Annotated in this window: 18 protein-coding genes and 1 pseudogene; 9 read left to right on the top strand and 10 right to left on the bottom strand. The window is 62.4% G+C overall.

All coding sequences use genetic code 11. From position 1 onward, the window contains the following. Positions 1-35: 35 nt before the first annotated feature. The gene (locus ASE71_RS16225) at positions 36-290 is read right to left on the bottom strand and encodes a hypothetical protein (protein WP_034789359.1); all 255 of its coding nucleotides are present in this window, start codon (positions 288-290) and stop codon (positions 36-38) included. A gap of 808 nt (positions 291-1098) precedes the next feature. Between ASE71_RS16225 and ASE71_RS36445 the strand changes: the two genes are divergently transcribed. Both ASE71_RS36445 and ASE71_RS16220 read left to right on the top strand, forming a co-directional pair. Beyond that, positions 1099-1239 carry a hypothetical protein gene (locus tag ASE71_RS36445; RefSeq protein WP_164475066.1) on the top strand — a complete coding sequence of 47 codons (141 nt, stop codon included), beginning with the start codon at positions 1099-1101 and terminating at the stop codon, positions 1237-1239. Between the two features lie 314 nt (positions 1240-1553). Next, positions 1554-1892 carry an MmcQ/YjbR family DNA-binding protein gene (locus tag ASE71_RS16220; protein ID WP_034789357.1) on the top strand — a complete coding sequence of 113 codons (339 nt, stop codon included), beginning with the start codon at positions 1554-1556 and terminating at the stop codon, positions 1890-1892. Between the two features lie 74 nt (positions 1893-1966). Here the strand turns inward: ASE71_RS16220 and ASE71_RS16215 are convergent, their stop codons facing one another. Beyond that, on the bottom strand, positions 1967-2434 hold the full coding sequence (locus tag ASE71_RS16215; RefSeq protein ID WP_034789489.1) for a YcgN family cysteine cluster protein: 468 nt from the start codon (positions 2432-2434) through the stop codon (positions 1967-1969). 152 nt (positions 2435-2586) lie between these two features. Here ASE71_RS16215 and ASE71_RS16210 point away from each other — a divergent pair, with 152 nt between their 5' ends. The 3 genes from ASE71_RS16210 (at position 2587) to ASE71_RS16200 (ending at position 6085) form a co-directional block, all read left to right on the top strand. Further along, positions 2587-4803 (top strand): transglycosylase domain-containing protein, encoded by a 2217-nt coding sequence (locus ASE71_RS16210; RefSeq protein WP_060516207.1) that lies wholly within the window; start codon positions 2587-2589, stop codon positions 4801-4803. A 156-nt stretch (positions 4804-4959) separates the two neighbouring features. Next, complete coding sequence (locus ASE71_RS16205) at positions 4960-5547, top strand: DUF1214 domain-containing protein (RefSeq protein ID WP_060516208.1); 588 nt, start codon at positions 4960-4962, stop codon at positions 5545-5547. After that, on the top strand, positions 5540-6085 hold the full coding sequence (locus tag ASE71_RS16200; protein WP_060516209.1) for a hypothetical protein: 546 nt from the start codon (positions 5540-5542) through the stop codon (positions 6083-6085). Before ASE71_RS16205 ends, ASE71_RS16200 begins: the two co-directional genes overlap by 8 nt. A 182-nt stretch (positions 6086-6267) precedes the next feature. Here ASE71_RS16200 and ASE71_RS36440 read toward each other — a convergent pair whose 3' ends face one another. The 3 genes from ASE71_RS36440 to ASE71_RS16190 form a co-directional block, all read right to left on the bottom strand. Next, the gene (locus ASE71_RS36440) at positions 6268-6438 is read right to left on the bottom strand and encodes a hypothetical protein (RefSeq protein WP_164475067.1); all 171 of its coding nucleotides are present in this window, start codon (positions 6436-6438) and stop codon (positions 6268-6270) included. A 322-nt stretch (positions 6439-6760) separates the two neighbouring features. Continuing rightward, positions 6761-7042, bottom strand: coding sequence for a hypothetical protein (locus ASE71_RS16195; RefSeq protein ID WP_060516210.1), 282 nt, complete (start codon positions 7040-7042; stop codon positions 6761-6763). 154 nt (positions 7043-7196) lie between these two features. Next, positions 7197-7898 (bottom strand): SH3 domain-containing protein, encoded by a 702-nt coding sequence (locus ASE71_RS16190; RefSeq protein ID WP_082566256.1) that lies wholly within the window; start codon positions 7896-7898, stop codon positions 7197-7199. Between the two features lie 294 nt (positions 7899-8192). Here ASE71_RS16190 and ASE71_RS16185 point away from each other — a divergent pair, with 294 nt between their 5' ends. Next, positions 8193-9266, top strand: coding sequence for a DUF2336 domain-containing protein (locus tag ASE71_RS16185; RefSeq protein ID WP_060516535.1), 1074 nt, complete (start codon positions 8193-8195; stop codon positions 9264-9266). Between the two features lie 62 nt (positions 9267-9328). On the opposite strand, the gene ASE71_RS36930 is transcribed toward ASE71_RS16185, so the two are convergent. The 5 genes and pseudogenes from ASE71_RS36930 to ASE71_RS16165 all read right to left on the bottom strand — a co-directional run bounded on the left by ASE71_RS36930 (position 9329) and on the right by ASE71_RS16165 (position 13256). After that, positions 9329-9886, bottom strand: a complete 558-nt coding sequence (locus ASE71_RS36930) for a hypothetical protein (RefSeq protein ID WP_244496835.1) — start codon at positions 9884-9886, stop codon at positions 9329-9331. 159 nt (positions 9887-10045) lie between these two features. After that, positions 10046-10252 (bottom strand): annotated as a pseudogene (locus ASE71_RS36925) (MerR family transcriptional regulator); the annotation flags it as partial. Positions 10253-10317: 65 nt separating this feature from the next. Beyond that, the gene (locus ASE71_RS16175; protein ID WP_060516212.1) at positions 10318-10677 is read right to left on the bottom strand and encodes a DUF1491 family protein; all 360 of its coding nucleotides are present in this window, start codon (positions 10675-10677) and stop codon (positions 10318-10320) included. Between the two features lie 79 nt (positions 10678-10756). Beyond that, the gene (locus ASE71_RS16170) at positions 10757-11719 is read right to left on the bottom strand and encodes a peptidoglycan-binding protein (protein ID WP_060516213.1); all 963 of its coding nucleotides are present in this window, start codon (positions 11717-11719) and stop codon (positions 10757-10759) included. Beyond that, positions 11691-13256, bottom strand: coding sequence for a sensor histidine kinase (locus ASE71_RS16165; protein ID WP_082566257.1), 1566 nt, complete (start codon positions 13254-13256; stop codon positions 11691-11693). The genes ASE71_RS16170 and ASE71_RS16165 overlap by 29 nt, the downstream gene beginning before the upstream one ends. A 641-nt stretch (positions 13257-13897) precedes the next feature. Between ASE71_RS16165 and ASE71_RS16160 the strand changes: the two genes are divergently transcribed. The 3 genes from ASE71_RS16160 (at position 13898) to ASE71_RS16150 (ending at position 15837) form a co-directional block, all read left to right on the top strand. Next, positions 13898-14344, top strand: a complete 447-nt coding sequence (locus ASE71_RS16160; protein ID WP_060516215.1) for a DUF5330 domain-containing protein — start codon at positions 13898-13900, stop codon at positions 14342-14344. A 185-nt stretch (positions 14345-14529) separates the two neighbouring features. Continuing rightward, on the top strand, positions 14530-15240 hold the full coding sequence (locus ASE71_RS16155) for a hypothetical protein (RefSeq protein ID WP_060516216.1): 711 nt from the start codon (positions 14530-14532) through the stop codon (positions 15238-15240). 174 nt (positions 15241-15414) lie between these two features. Beyond that, on the top strand, positions 15415-15837 hold the full coding sequence (locus ASE71_RS16150; RefSeq protein WP_034789482.1) for a SufE family protein: 423 nt from the start codon (positions 15415-15417) through the stop codon (positions 15835-15837). Positions 15838-15857 lie beyond the last annotated feature (20 nt).

Genomic DNA, 15857 nt, shown 5'->3' with positions numbered 1-15857 from the left:
ACGCCTGATACGGCACGCGGCGCTGCAGGGATAGCCTACATCGGCACCTTGACGGTGACCTTCTTCGGCCTACCGCCATTGCCAGGAACAAGCACGGTGATCACGCACTGGCCATCGGACGTCGGCTGTGCCGACAGCAACTCGCCACCAGTGTCGGCAACGACCTGCGCTGCAGCCGCGCTGCAATCGCCGGACACACGAACGACAATATCCGACGGCACGCTGATCGCAGGCGGGCTGAAGCCGGCGAGGCCTGCAGCAAGCGCGGCTATGATCACTGGTGAAGACATGAACGCACTTTCGACTTGGGAAGCATCATGGCAGAAGCAATAACCGAACGAGGCTGAATGGCAAATGAATGTCGGCCATTCGGACCGGCAGGCACTACCGGGAAACGCATCACCTTCCCCGAAATCCGACCTTAGATTGCGGCGATTCTTCCCTGGTGGAAACCCGCATTGCTCATTCCCTTGCCAAGCCATAGCCGCTTCCTGCGACAGTTTTAGCGACGCAATCACGCGAGGAACACGGCCCGGAACCCAAGGCCGCCCGACGACGCCAGCCAACGGTCAGCTTTCGTTAAGCATGTTTCGCTAGCATCTCTTCGCCGGCATGCGCTAACGCGAAAGAGCCCGTTCCCGATCAAGCGCGGCATGGCTGCGCACGCATTTTCTCGATTCTTTTGAATCCTTTGGCGGCTGTCGCTCGCAGCGTGAATCAAACATCTCAGAAACTGATTCAGGTCCGTCGGCGCCGCTACCGAACAAGGCTCAGCCATCGTGTCCTTCGAACCAGTCGACGCAATCCGTCATGACGGCACCGATCACGCCGCAGCACCGTTTCTCTCTTAATAGAGAGCCGCGAAACGGCCGGCCCTTTGCCGCAATCTATGCGCGCAAATTACTTCAAAAATACCTGCAACTTAAACCTGTTGACGTCCGGGCGCGATGCGTGCTGTGTATAAACGAAAAATTAATCGATTTAAAGATTTTTCAATCGTTTAAATGATTTAAGCCACTGATTTACAAAGCCTTTGCGATGTGAAATTGTCCGCCACACCTTACATCATGAAACCGTCACAGAACCCGGGAGGATCGCATGCAGACGCTCGCAAACAACCAGCCCGCATCTCAGCAGTCCAAAGTACCGCAATCGTTGCTCGACCGTTTCGAGAGCGAATGGCGTGAGATGCGCGCCGCGAGCGAGGCAACGCCGAAGCCGGTCGCACCGGCCGAATGAGGCCCGCCTGAGTGGCGCGCCTAGGCGTCACCGGCCCTTCACCTCCATATCCATAGATTGTCGTCGGACAGCGCCTGTTTAAGGCGTTTTTCGACATTCCGTAGCGAACCGGCGGTGAGCCTACCACCGCCGGTCGCGGCGTTTCCGGCCCTATGCCGCGGGTGATCGACCACTGACCGCAAAGGCCATAAAGGCAGCCCGATCAGGCTCCGCCAGCGCCCTTCTCGAGCCCGCGCTTCAAGGACACCCCTTGCAATTTTTGTAGTGATTTTCAGCCTTTTTGCCATTCGGCAAAAGCATGTTAATCTTTCTTCATGCTGACGGAAGAGATCGAAAGACTCGCGCTGAGCCTGCCTGGAACGGAGGAGAATGCGCATTTCGGAACGCGAGATTTCCGCGTTGGGAAGCGTATTTTCATGAGCCTGCCGGAAGCCGGGCGCGCAGTTTTCAAGTTCACACCGGATCAGCAGCGCATGCTTCTGGAGATGGAACCCGGCGTCTGCGCCGCGGTGCCTGGCGGCTGGGGCGACCGTGGCTGGACCTCGCTCTATTTCGTCCAGGCCGACGAGGATCTCGTGCGGCAGTCGATGGAGACGGCGTGGCGCAACGTTGCGCCGAAGAGCCTCGTCAAGAAGAACGGCGGCAGTCATTAGAGCCGCGTTGCGGCCGAACGACCTCGCGGGCGCCGCACTGCCAAAGCGATTCCGCCCCCTCGACTAACCCCTTGTCACTCCACGTTTTCCTGCCCCACTTCCAGCGGCCAGGTGACGAGATAATCCTCATAGTCGTCGACGTCGATGCCGTCTTCCGCAACGGTGCGGCCACGGACGGAAATGCCCGCGGCGTGAACCGTTTCCGGATCGGCCGAAATCAACGGATGCCACCAGTAGAGATCGCGCCCTTCAGCCACCAGCCGGTAGCCGCAGGTCGGCGGCAGCCAGGTGATCTCGCGCACGGCCTTCGGCGTCAACTGGATGCAGTCGGGCACCGTCGCCTGGCGGTTGGGATAGTCCTTGCAGCGACAGCTCTCGCCATCGAGAAGCGTGCAGCGGATCGAGGTCCAGGCGATCTCGCCGGTGTCCCAATCCTCGAGCTTGTTGAGACAACAGAGGCCGCAGCCGTCACAGAGGCTTTCCCACTCGGTATCGGTCATGTCTTCAAGGCTTTTCGCCTTCCAGAAAGGCATTTCGCCCATCGTCATCACACTTTCGTCAAATCGCTCGCGATACAGAAATTTCGCAGAAAATTGCCGGTTTTTTAAGGCCGGCGGCGCGATATGCAAGTAGATTGGAATTTGACGCCGTGCAAATATTACATGGCGCCGGCATGATGCCGTAGAGCCTTCAGGTGGTTGAGACCGTGCGGGAACCGAGGAAAGACGATAATCGGCCGAAGAAACGGCACATCTTTCTCAGGATCGACTCCTGGATCGATTCCTCAGTCTGGAATGCCGGTTTCAAGCTGGGGCAATGGTGGGAAGACACCACCATCTTCTTCCGCCGCTTCCGCGTCACGGGCTGGAAAAAAGCCGTCTTCGAGGTGCTCGGCGAAGGCATGAACTGGGGCACTGTCGGTTCGGTGCTGATGCTGGCGCTCGCCCTTCCTGCCTTCGAGGAAACCAAGGGCAACTGGCGTGCCCAGAGCGATTTCGCCGTCACCTTCCTCGATCGTTACGGCAACGAGATCGGCCATCGTGGCATCATCCACGAAGATTCCGTACCGATCGACGAGCTGCCCGATCATCTGATCAAGGCGGTGCTGGCGACCGAAGACCGGCGCTTCTTTGACCACTGGGGCATCGACTTCCTCGGCCTTGCCCGCGCCATGACCGAAAATGCGCGCGCCGGTGGAGTCGTCCAGGGCGGTTCGACACTGACGCAGCAGCTCGCCAAGAACCTCTTTCTGTCGAACGAGCGGACGATCGAACGCAAGATCAAGGAAGCTTTCCTCGCCGTCTGGCTCGAATGCAACCTGTCGAAGAAGGAAATCCTCCGGCTCTATCTCGACCGCGCCTATATGGGCGGCGGCACCTTCGGTGCGGCAGCCGCGGCGCAGTTCTATTTCGGCAAGTCGATCACCGACGTGAGCCTTGCCGAGTCGGCGATGCTTGCCGGCCTCTTCAAGGCGCCAGCCCGCTACGCCCCGCACGTCAACCTGCCGGCCGCACGCGGACGCGCCAACGAGGTTCTGACCAACCTCGTCCAGGGCGGCCTGATGACCGAAGGCCAGGTGATCGCCGCACGCCTCAACCCGGCGACGGTCATCGACCGCGCCCAGGTGAAGGCGCCCGACTTCTTCCTCGACTGGGCTTTCGACGAAGTCCAGCGCATCGCCCGCCCCTTCGCACAGCATTCGCTGATCGTGCGCACCACGATCGACATGGGCCTGCAGAATGCCGCTGAAGACTCGGTGGAATCGAGCCTGCGCCAATATGGCGAGAGCTTCCGCGTGAAACAGGGTGCGCTGGTGATGGTCGAAAACGGCGGCGCCGTGCGGGCCATGGTCGGCGGCCGCGATTATGGCGAGAGCCAGTTCAACCGTGCGACACGGGCCCTGCGTCAGCCGGGCTCTTCCTTCAAGGTCTATACCTACGCGGCAGCGATGGAAAAGGGCATGACGCCGGAAACGGTTGTCGTCGACGCGCCGATCACCTGGCGCGGATGGTCGCCACAGAATTATGGCCGCAGCTATGCCGGCCGCATCACCATCCTGACGGCCATCGCCAAGTCGATCAACACCATTCCCGTGCGCCTCGCCAAGGACAAGCTCGGCACTGACCTGATCGCCCAGACGGCCAAGGACATGGGCATCGAGACGCCGATCCGCACGGACAAGACCATGCCGCTCGGCACCTCGGAAGTAACCGTGCTCGACCAGGCGACGGCTTACGCGGTCTTCCCAGCCGGTGGCATGCAGTCACGCCGGCACGGGATCAGCCAGGTCCTCAACTATGACGGCGACATTCTCTACGATTTCGGACGTGACGAGCCGCCGGCCCGGCGCATCCTCTCCGAAACCGCCAATACGTCGATGAACTCCATGCTGACGCAGATCCCGGTCATCGGTACGGCGCGCAAGGCCGCGCTCGACAACGGCATCGTCGTCGGCGGCAAAACCGGCACAACACAGGCCTATCGCGACGCCTGGTTCGTGGGCTTCACCGGCGACTATACGACCGCGGTCTGGTTCGGCAACGACGACTACACCTCGACCAACAACATGACCGGCGGCTCGTTGCCGGCGATGACCTTCAAGCGGCTGATGGACTACGCCGAACAGGGCATCGAACACCGGACGATCCCGGGGATCACCGCGCCGACGGCGCCGGCAAAGCAGCCGCCGCAGGTGGCAACCGCGAAGCCGGATGAAAACGCGTTGCCGCCGCTGGTGCGGCCGCGCTCGCTTTCGACCGATGTCACCCGGCTGCTGCGCAGCATCGGCGAGACCTTCGAAAAGGCCCCCGCACTGAAGGCGCCCGAGAAGGCCGGCGGCAAGCTTGCCTCTCTCGGCGCGGATGAAGAACCACGGTCCGCACAGGCGAAGCCCGATGCCGCCAGCAACTGACGTTTCGGGCATGTCCACTCTTCTTCCGCTTCGCGGTTGCGGTGTCGGGTTCGGGACCGGCGATGCGGTCGCCGTTGCGCCGGGCGCGGATTTCGGCGACATAGGGTGTCAACGCGGCGGTGCTACGCTGCAGGACCATATCCGGTAGAGTCGCCCTTGTTTCGAATCCCCTTCCTCGTCGCGCTTACCCTTGCCATCGCCTTCGGCGGCGGCATCGCCTCGGCGGTATGGGCGTTGAAAGCGACCGTCGGCTTCGGCTCGATCGCGATCGGCCCCTGGGTCGCCTTTCCCGAGGCGCAGACGGCCAATGCCGACCCCTATGCCAAGGCACATCGGGCGCGCGCCGGCGAATTGCTCTATGGCGGCGCCGAAGGGCTGATGTTCAGTGCCCAGGTCGATAGCAAGGGCGAGAAGCTTCAGGCGGCCTGCTCCTATGATGTTGCGGGGCTGACGCCGCAGGCCCGCTTCTGGACGCTTTACGCCGCAAATGCCGAAGGCCTGCCACTGAGGCCCGGTTCCGACCTCCCCTCGGCGCTCAATTCCTGGAGCGTTCTGCGCGGCGAAAACAGCAACTTTGTCATCCATGTGTCGCCGAATGCGAGGCCCGACAACTGGCTTGCCGTGCGCCACTCGGGCACGTTCCGGCTGGTGCTGACGCTGCTCGATACGCCGACGGCCGGCTCGTCCGGCCTGATCGATCTCGCCATGCCGGTTATCACCAAGACGGGTTGCGGCGATGCGTAGCGTGCTCTTTGCCACAGTTCTCGGCCTGGTCGGCGCCGCCCTGCTGCACATCATCATCGTGCTGGCGCTGCCGCAGTTCACCGGCCGCGATGCCTATACCCGCATCCTCGGGCTTTTGGAGATGGACAGTTTCTTTGCGCTGACCAGCACACCAGGGCCGACCGGCCTTGCCAATGACGATCCTTATCTGAGAACCGCGGTCTGCAGCTTCTCGATCTCGGATGGGCCGGCGCGTTTCCTCGCCAGCGGCAACGTGCCTTTCTGGTCGCTCGCCGTCTTCGACGGCAATTCGAACGAGGTCTTCAGCATGAACGACCACACGGCGGTCAACGGCAAGCTGGACCTTGTCGTCGCAACGCCAATCCAGTTGGTCGAGTTGCGAAAATCTCCGCCACAGGCGCTTGCACAATCGATCATGGTCGAGATGAAGGAACAGGATGGCTTTGCCGTGCTGAGAGCGATGGCGCCGGTCGACAGCTTCGAAGAGCAGGTCCGGAACTTCCTTGCGGAATCGACCTGCGAACCGTTCCGTCGCTAGAGCATCCGCTGTGGTCGTCGAGCAACAGGGGCAAGCTAAGAAAATCCACGCCGAGATGCGCGGCGATGATTCGATGCCGCGTCGGGCGCAGCAGTGCATGGGGGATGAGCCCGCAGAACCGGGCAAGGACAGTGTCTTGAACGCGACCGTTTGTGTCGCCTAATACGCAGGAGTGCCGCGGCTCACTGCTTCTTGATGCGGCGTCCGTCCGGCGCTGTCGGCTGCGGGTCGCGATCGAGGCGCTCGTAGCGGATGCCGGTGAACAGCAGCACTTTCGCTCCACCCGAAATGGCCGGAGGCCGGTGCGGCGGTATACGAACCTTGCGGTCCTGAATTCTGATAACGTCTGCCATGCTCGTCTCCACAAATCTTGAGACGGATGAACTACCGTACAGATTTCACCCTGCCCTTCTCGGGCCAGCGCATTTTCCCAGATCTTTCCTGGACAGGCGCGCCTTTCTCGTTTGCTCCTTCTTCCGGTCGCCCGGATGTTGCTGTTCTGGTTCACGACGCGACCCGATGATACCGGGTCCACTTCGATTGAGCCACAGGTTGGTTAACAGATTACTAATAAACGATCTGCAACCCCAACCTGCGTTCAGTATGTCTGTCGAATGGTGCCGGCGATGTATCCAAGGTAACAACGGCAATCCGTGCGAAGACCCGCCTCACCCGCTAGCGCCGGGACATCAAACCGAACAGGAAGGACACGCCCGCAACGGCAACCAGGGTCGACAGAGGCTCTTCGCGCACACGCTCGCGCACGCGCTCAGCCAGAAGATCCGCCTCGCCCTGCACAACCGCTTTCGTGCTCGTTCCGATCGCCGTGACCGCTTCCGTCAGGCGGGCGATTTCCGCGCGCAGCTCGGCGATCTGTGCGTCAACCTCGGCGCGGGCGTCCGATTCGGCTTCACTCACGGCAACTTTTTCCACCGCTTGCAGTTTCTTTTCGACCATTACAACGCTCCCTTGTCTGCGCGGGCTCAACGCGCCGGCTGGCGTTTGGTTCCGCCAAAAACCGTTGCAAGCAGGTTCGTGAAACGCAAAACGGGCGACCAGGGCCGCCCGTTTTTTCCCATCAGACAAGGCGCGCCGACGCGCCGTGTGCGGATCAGTTCTCGCAGTAGGGATCGTCGATCTGGCAGCGAACCATCGGAGCCGGACGGGCGCGCTCATAGACGGTGCCGTCGTCCTGCCGCACGCGCACGCCGTCGTCGCGGCGTTCCCAATCACGCCGATCCTCGCGTTCTGTCCGCTGACGGCGCCATTCGTCGTCGCGCCACTTGTCCTCGTCGCGCTGCCGGCGCTCCCAGTCGCGCTGATTACTGCGCCGCTCACGCTCCCAGTCACGGCGCTCGCGCTCGCGCTGCCGCTCCCAATCGCGGCGATCACGCCGGTCATCGACCCAATCCGGTCCGCGGCGCCAGCGATCGCGTTCACGATAGAAATCGCGGCCGCGGTAGTTGCGGTCCCAATAGTTGTCGAACTGGAAGACAACCGTCGGAATGCCGAGCGGGCGATAATAACGTGGTTCGACATAGACGCGGTTGCGTCGATAGTCGGCCTGGACATAACGGCCGGCAACCCAGCCACGGCCGCCGTAGAACGACACGTCGCACCACGGCAGATCCGCAAGGCAGCCATGGATTTCGACTGATTCGCCCACCGGGATCATCGACACCGCCGGGTAGCGCGTGCTCGGACCGGAGCGCATGTTGACGTTGGCGGTAGCAAAACCCTCGGCAGCCTGCGCAATCGCCGGAGCCACAAGGAGCGCGCAGACCGCCGCTGCGCGCAGAATAAATTTCTTCACAGTTCCATATCTCCCATGGAGAGGCCCCTCTTCACACGGCCCCAAACGTCGGCGGGCGTCCGGGCCCTTCACCGTCGCCGCGATAACTCATGACAGCATGTGGATTTTTTATGGCTACGGCCGCGGATGTCCCCGAGATTTGCGGTGCCGGCGCGGCGATCCGTAGGCGCTCCGCCCGCCCTCGGTGTGCCGCAAGCCTGAATAAAGCTCCAACATCCATAGTTAACAGTACGCTAACGCTTTTCTTCTAATTTTTGCGACGTGTGCCGTTCCGGATCGCCGGCAATGGCGATCATGTTTTGCGTGCAGGGAATTATCGTGACGGATCGCTTTCGTGAGTTGGAAAGGCCACAGACTGGCCGCTTGAAGGACGTCGTCCTGATGGCGACCGTCACCGGTTTCGAAAGCCTGCGTTTTCCCCGCAAGTCCGACATGAAGCAATTTGCCGAGCTGTTCGAGCCGCTCTTCCTTGGTTCCAGCAACGAAGCCCGCCGGCAGGCTGCAGCCGCCCTTTCGCAATGCCAGCAGATTCCAGAGACAGTCGCAGCGCTGATCGGCGGTATGCCGATCGCCATCGCGGCAATTTTCCTGACCCGTTCGAAGGCGATCGCGGACCGGACGCTGATAACGATCATCCGTGAGCGCGGGCCGGAACATGCCGCCGCCATTGGCCGCCGCCCGAACCTCTCTCCGCTCGTCGTCGATGCGCTCGTCGAACATCACAACCCGCCGGGACTGGCAGCGCGCAGCAGCGCCGTGAAAGCGGCAGCAGCAGAGCAAGCGAGCCAGGAAGAGGAAGCCGCTTCATTGCGTACAGCGCGCGAAGAGGCGCTTCGCCGCGAGATCAAGGCGCTCGCTGGCGCCCGTCCGCAAAATATTCCACAGACGCCGTCGTCCGCCACGATGACAGACGTACATGCCGCTCTGCTCGTGCGTTTTGCGAGGAGCGGCGAAATCATCCTGTTCTCGCGTGTCCTCGGTCAGGCGCTCGGCACCAGGGATGCGCAGGTCGAGCGTATCCTGCTCGATATTTCCGGACAACTGCTGGCAACGAGCCTGGTCGCACTCGACGTCGATGTGGCCGATGCCGGCTTCGTGCTTCAGGCCCTCTATCCACATCTTCGCGAGCCCTTTGGCGAAACCAGCCATGCCGCCGCCTTGATTGGCGCCATGGACCGCACCGCCTGTCGCGCGCAGCTCGATGCCTGGCTCGAGGCGGAAGCCGAAGACGCGGCGCCCGCGGCAAGGCACGAAGCCTATTTTGCCGAAAATACTGCAAACGACACGCGCCACGTCGGCCCGCGCAAAGTTGCAGCAACGTCCGTCAACGGCCAGCCGCAGCGACTATTTGGCCGCCGCCGCGGCTGACACATGCTGCCGTTCATGCGGGCATGTCTCGCAACTTCGGCGATCGAGCCGACCTCCCCGCCCTAGAAAAGCTGCTTCATCGCGTCGATGATCCAGCTCCACTCACGACCGGTCGGAGCCTGCGGCGCCTGCCCCTGCAACACCGCCATCAATTCCTGGTAACGCGCCGAACGGGCGTGGTGCTTGCGGTACTGTTCGAGCTGCCAATCCAGGAAAACCTGATCCGGAGCCCGCTTCATCGCCCTTGCCGACTGCGCCAGCCAATCGGCAGCGATCTCTCTGCCGAGGGCCGACTGGGGCCCCAGGCCATGGTCGATCGCCGCTCTCACCCGCGCAAAGGTGGCATCGGCGGCTTGAGCGTAGGCGGCGGGATCGAACTCCTGCGTCCACAGGTCCGACATGTGGGCGCGCATCTCGGCGGCATAGGCCTTGTCCGACAGCATCTCCATCAGTTCCGCCCAGGCGTCGACCTGTTCGGCTGTCGGGTCGTCCGGCAGGTCCGGCGTACCGGCATCCATTATTTTCGTCTTCCACGCCGCATCCATCGGCGCGCCGCCGGCGACGTCATCATAGAAACGCTCGAGCGCGGCACGAAATTCCGTCTTTGAAATCCTGGTCACGGTCCACAATCTCCTGAGATCCGTTGGGGAGGGTTCATGGATCCTCAAAGCCATTCTCAAGGCCGTGGCGATCCGGCGCTTTGACCGGATTTCCGTTTCGAGCGTTCGAAGCCGCAAAGCCAGAACGTCGGTAAACGAGGTTCGGTTGGCCAGGATCTTGCTGATGTCCGCGAGGCTCACGCCCGCTTCACGCAGGGCAAGAACAAGGTCCAGCCGCGCCAGGTCGGCCCCGGAATACATACGGTAACCGCTCTCCGTCCGTGTGGACGGTGGCAGCAACCCCTTGTCCGAGTAAAACCGAAGCCGCCGGACCGGTACGCCGCTCAGCTTCGAAACTTCGCCTATCGAAAAGATTTGATCGCCCATAAACGCGTCCTACGGCCTCCACCAAGTGGAGAGTCAAGCAGGTCGGCGCATTCGGCAAGACGGCGTCAGGGCTGGCCTTTTCCATCTTCGGCAACGACCTCGAACAGATCGCCGCGGTCGTCCAGCTCGATCTCCACGATCCAGCAATCCGGATCGAAGCGGATCTCGCTTGCAAGCGCCGCGTCGACCTGCTCGGCGTCGCTGTCGCTGAGCCGCACTTCGAACTTGCGGCCGAGATCAATCTCGTCGGCGAAGAAATTCTGCGGCGCCGGGGCAAAGAGCGTCTCGGTGCCCAAACGCGTCCGCTGGCGAATGAAGATCGCGCCGGCGTCCTCTGCTCCCTTGCGCAGCACCGCGGCATAGCCGCCAAGCGAAAACGCACGACGCAGCAGGGACGAGACGAAGATGTGGGACTTCAGGCGCATGGGAGGCTGATACACGCGCGGAGCGAAGGAGGCAAACCGCAGCTGAGCGACGACAGGCGCGGGGCGTGCATTAAATGCGTCAGAGCGCGCCGATTTCCTTGAGCTTCTTCAGCACCTGGGGATTGGGTTCGCCGGTCTGTGGCAGGCGGTAGTGCTTTTCGAAGTGGCGAATGGCTGCCCGCGTCTGTTCTCCGGCAACACCGTCGACCGCCACGTCCGCATAGGCGAGGTTGCTGAGACCCTTCTGGATGTTCAGCACCAGTTCGCTCGATACCGGAATTTCCGCGCGCGGAACGAAGGTGCTTTCCTTCTCGGCCGAGCGGATGGCCGCAGCGACCGGATCGATTTCCACGCCCCCGCCCTTCGTTTCGAAAAGCGGCCGCCCAGCCGGAACCGCGGCGGCCTTTTCAGCCGGTGCAGACTTCAAGGCCTGCAGCAGCTCGACGCTCGCCGCGCCGGTTCCCGTGCGACCCGCCCGCTCCTCGAACCTCAGGATCGCGGCTGCCGTGCGCGGACCGCTCCGTCCGTCCGGCGCGCCGTCATAAAGGCCGATCCGGCCCAATTCCTTCTGGATCTCGGAGACAAGCTTCGACTGCGCCGGATCCGGCACGCTCGCGACCCGTTCGGGCGACGGCTTTTCCGACGCCGCGTCCGCAGAGGCAGACGCGATCACATCCTCGACGTTTTCAGCCTTTGCCTCACCCTCGCGCTCGATAACGAAGGTGGTCACCTTTCGCGGCTCGATCTCCTCGCCCTTGGCGATGGCGATTCGCTGCGCCGTTTCGGCGCTGACTAGCGGGACGCGGGTGCGCAACAGCGGCGACGGGTGCGTGCCGTGCTGATACCACATGGCATTGGCCGCAACGAAGGAGAACACGACGAGGAAGGCGGCCGAGCCACCGGACACCAACGGATGGCGCGCCATCAGACGACCGGCAAGCCCAGCACCCCGTCCGGCAAGGACCAGCCCGCGCACGGCCAGGCCGGGCGTTTGCCGCGCAGCCTTTTTCCGGTCAGGCTGTTTTCGCTTGCGCGGTGCCATATCCCCGTTCCTCGTTCAAGCTTTTCCCCTCGAACCGCCCCCCTTCGGCGGCCGGGGCGACATCACAATCCTTCAGGCGCGGTGGAAATTCCACCGTCACCGGCGTACGCGCTTCTTCCTGCTCCGCGCAGGCGATACCGGAGCCATCACGCGGCAGCGTGACGACGATGACGGTACCCTCGCCTTCGCGGCTACGGATGGAAAGCTCTCCGCCGTGCAACGCAACCAGACCCTTGACCAGCGAGAGGCCAAGGCCGGTGCCTTCGTAGCGGCGAGTATAATCGTTCTGGATCTGGACAAAAGGTTGACCAAGCAGCGCCAGCTTGTCGGCCGCAATCCCGATGCCGGTATCGCTGACGGAAAGCTTCAGCATCGCGCCGTCGGCCTCCGCATCGATCGTGACGACGCCGCCCTGATCGGTGAACTTGATGGCATTGCCGACCAGATTGATGAGGATCTGCTGGAAGGCGCGCTGGTCTGCGTTGATCTCGCCGATGCCGCGGGTGATGCGGCTTGCAAGCTTCACGCCCTTTTCCGTGGCCTGGTGCGACAACATCGCCTCGCAGGCGGAAACGGCTTCGGCCACACCGAAGGGCTCGGGCATCAGCTCGTAGCGACCGGCTTCGATCTTGCTCATGTCGAGCATGGTGTTGACGACGGAAAGCAGGTGCTCGCCGGACTTATGGATCAGGCCCACATATTCGCGCTGGCGATCGTTCTCGAGCTTGCCGAAATACTCGCCGGCAAGCACGTCGGAAAAGCCGAGAATGGCATTGAGCGGCGTGCGCAGTTCGTGGCTGACGGCGGCAAGGAAGCGCGTCTTGGCATCGTTTGCCGATACCGCCTCGGCTGTTCTGGCCGCAGCTTCGGCACGCAGGCCCGCTTCTTGCGAGACATCACGCGACTGAGCGAGGATGGCGACCAGCCGGCCATTGTCGTCGCGCAGCGGCGCCAGCTCACAGGACATATAGACAAACTGTTCGCCTTCGATCGGCAGCGTGCGCCGCTCGATGCGGATGTCGACCGTCGCCCGGTCGCCGCCCTGGCGAAGAATGTCGATCGCGCTCAGGAAGGTGATGCGATCGGATATGTGGATCTGCTCGATGAAACCGCGGCCCGCTGGATCGCGCATCAGGGTCAGATGCTCGGCCGCGTCGCGGCCGTGGACGGAAAGCACGTTGCCGCGCAGATCATGCACAGTCACAAGGCCCGCAAAGAGGTCATAGGCGGCAGACAGATCCGGAACGACCGGCTCCAATGGCGGTGCCACCTCTTCCGGCGCGCGGCCGCGAACAATCGCGCCGGCAGCCGCAAGCAGCGAGGCCGAGGCCCAAAGAGCGGTGCCCAAAGGAAGAGCCGAAGACACGGGCATGGCGAGCGACAGGGCAAGCGGCACCACCGGCAGGGCCGTCAGGGAAACCGCTGCCAGCGTGCGCAAACGCTTCGCATGGCGGAGATCGGCCGGCGAAGACGCCTCACGACGGGGAAGCCACAGGGCCGCGACCTCGTCCACACGGGACGTCCATCTGCCAGCCATGTTACGCAATACGCTCACGCTTTACCCTGCTACATTTGTTGTTCTTGCGAGGCCGACGCTCTCTGTTTTCACGACCCTTTGGATCGAGACTCAAGCCGCCTCGTGACATGTCGGAATCTCGCATCCCCGGCTTAATGAAAGAATAAACGCGGCCGTGCCGGAACCGTGCGAAACGGTCGAAAAATCCCGTTTTGAGCCAAATCGGGCGACCTTCATTTCTTGTGGTTAATGGGGCGTAAGCAACGGATTTCTGTGCATTTTCTGCACTGTGTTAACGATTGTGGCGCGGCTTTTGGCGTGCGATTGCCGCTGCGTTCGGGGTTGCCGCGCCCGGCTCTGCCACGAACCTTAACGGCGAACGCTAAAATGCGACACAAATGCCCTGCAAATCGCCGGACACCGGCATTTCATTAAAATTTGAAGCAAATGCCGCTCGATTTCGAAAAGCCGTCTTGTGATTCCCGCCGTAATGTCGATCTCAACAAGGGGCCGGGCACCAAGAGAACGCCGGCAGGCTCCAAGGATTAGAAGGTGGCGTGAACGGGTATCAGGGGATACCACGGCGCTGCGGGATGTCGAAGGTGCAAAAGCCGGCTACAAGACTGGCGGGCCGCGGCAGCCGAACGAAGGATGGGCAGAACATGTGGTTTCTCATCAAGGCGACATTCTGGTTTTCGCTGGTACTGGTGTTGCTGCCGTTCCTCGACCCTTCGAGCGCGCAGAAACTCGAACACGCCCCGAAAGTGGAACTCGGCGACACCTTCTCTGCTGCCAATGAGGCGTTCCAATACATCAGCGCCATCTGCATCCAGAAGCCGGATGTCTGCGAGAAGGGTGCCGAAACCTTCGTTGCCCTCGGCCACCGAGCCCGCGAAGGCGCCCGCATCGCGTACGAATTCCTCGACACACAGTTTGCCGAAACCGATGCCACGACGCCGGATGCCAAGGTGACGACCGGTACGGTCACGCCGGCTGCCGACGTGGCAGCTCCGGCGACCGAGGTCAGCACCCTCGACGCCGAACCCGTCTTCAAGCGCACCCCGGTTCCGGAAAAGCGCCTCGACCCCAAGGCTGCCGTTATCCAGTGACCGCGCCGCATCCTGCACATTCCTGACTTACTGCCTGACTTGCCGTCCCGTTGCGGCCGCCGCGAGGATCCCATCCCCTCGCGGCGTTTTCTTTTTTGCACCCGCAACCGCTGATTTTCTCGCCGCACAGCCACACGCAAGCCCTGCCTGCTTAGGTCCGCCGCACCGACGGCTGGAGGCAGACAATGCAGATTTATGGGCTTTTCTCGAACTCCAGCGTGACACGCCCGGCGGCGTCCGGCGCCGCCCCCGGCGCAGTTGGCGAAAGCAAGAGCCCTGCCTCGACCGCCCTGCTTCTTGGCCGCGATGACGAAAGTGCTGCGAACCGCGCCGCTGCCGCTAAAAAGAAGCTCGACGAAGTCAAGGAGCAGCTCCGCATGATCCGGTTCTTCGCATCGGACCCGGAAACGCTTGCAAGGCTCGCCAAGCAGCTTGCACAACAGCTCGGCACGGCCGCCCAGCAGCTGGCCGGCGCCGGCGGCGGGGGAGCTGCAAGCGGCGTTGCATCCGCCTCGGCCGCAGCCGTGCTTGCCGATGCCGGCACCGTGCAGGCAGATGCGTCCAGCGCGCAAACCGATGCCCCCGTGGCCGGCGGTGAGGCTGAGCCCCCTTCGGAACGGACAAGCTTTGCCGAGCGTGCCTATCGCGAATTCGGCGGGGATGACGGCGGCTCCGATCCCGTGGCGAAGGTGGCAGCCGAACTCAAATCCGTTGCCGAACAAGTGAAGCAACTGCTGCGCAAGGCGGAGCAGGAATTACGCGCCAAGGGATCCGGCCGCGATGCGGATGAGGCCCGGACCGCCGGCCAGTCGCTTTCGGCCGCCACCGGCAATATCGAGGGCGCTGGCGGCAACGTGACCTTTTCAATCAGTATCCCGACAAGCATCTCGGTCTGACCAAGAGATAGGTGCTCCGCATCCGTCGTATATTTGCCGGTTCTCAATGGCTCTGCCATCGCCTATATGAAGGCTGAAAGCCCGAGCGCGTGAAAGCGGCGGGCAAGAACAGGAATGAAAGTGTTCGCGGCAAGGACCGGCGAGCCTATAATCTCCCGACGAATGGACCGGACCATGACGACGCTCGACCAGATCATCGACGATTTCGCCTTTCTTGAAGAATGGGAGGATCGCTATCGCTATGTGATCGAGCTCGGCAAAGCGCTGCCGGAAATGCCCGAGGCCAAGCGCACGCAGGAAAACAAGGTTCAGGGTTGTGCCAGCCAAGTCTGGCTCGTCACCAATGCGGCCGGCAATCCCGAGGATCCCGTCCTTAATTTCGAGGGCGAGTCCGACGCCCATATCGTGCGCGGGCTCGTCGCCATCGTGCTTGCCATCTACTCCGGCAAACATGCCTCCGACATCGCCCGGATCGATGCGATCGACACCTTCGGCAAGATCGGCCTCATCGAGCATCTGTCGACCCAGCGCGCCAACGGTCTGCGCTCGATGATCCGCCGCATCAAGAACGAGGCGGAGCTTCGCCTGGCGGCTTGAACAGCGCGGGGCCGGACGCA

Source organism: Ensifer sp. Root954, from assembly GCF_001429005.1.
Lineage (GTDB): Bacteria > Pseudomonadota > Alphaproteobacteria > Rhizobiales > Rhizobiaceae > Ensifer > Ensifer adhaerens.
This window is presented reverse-complemented; position numbering and strand designations above follow the sequence as displayed.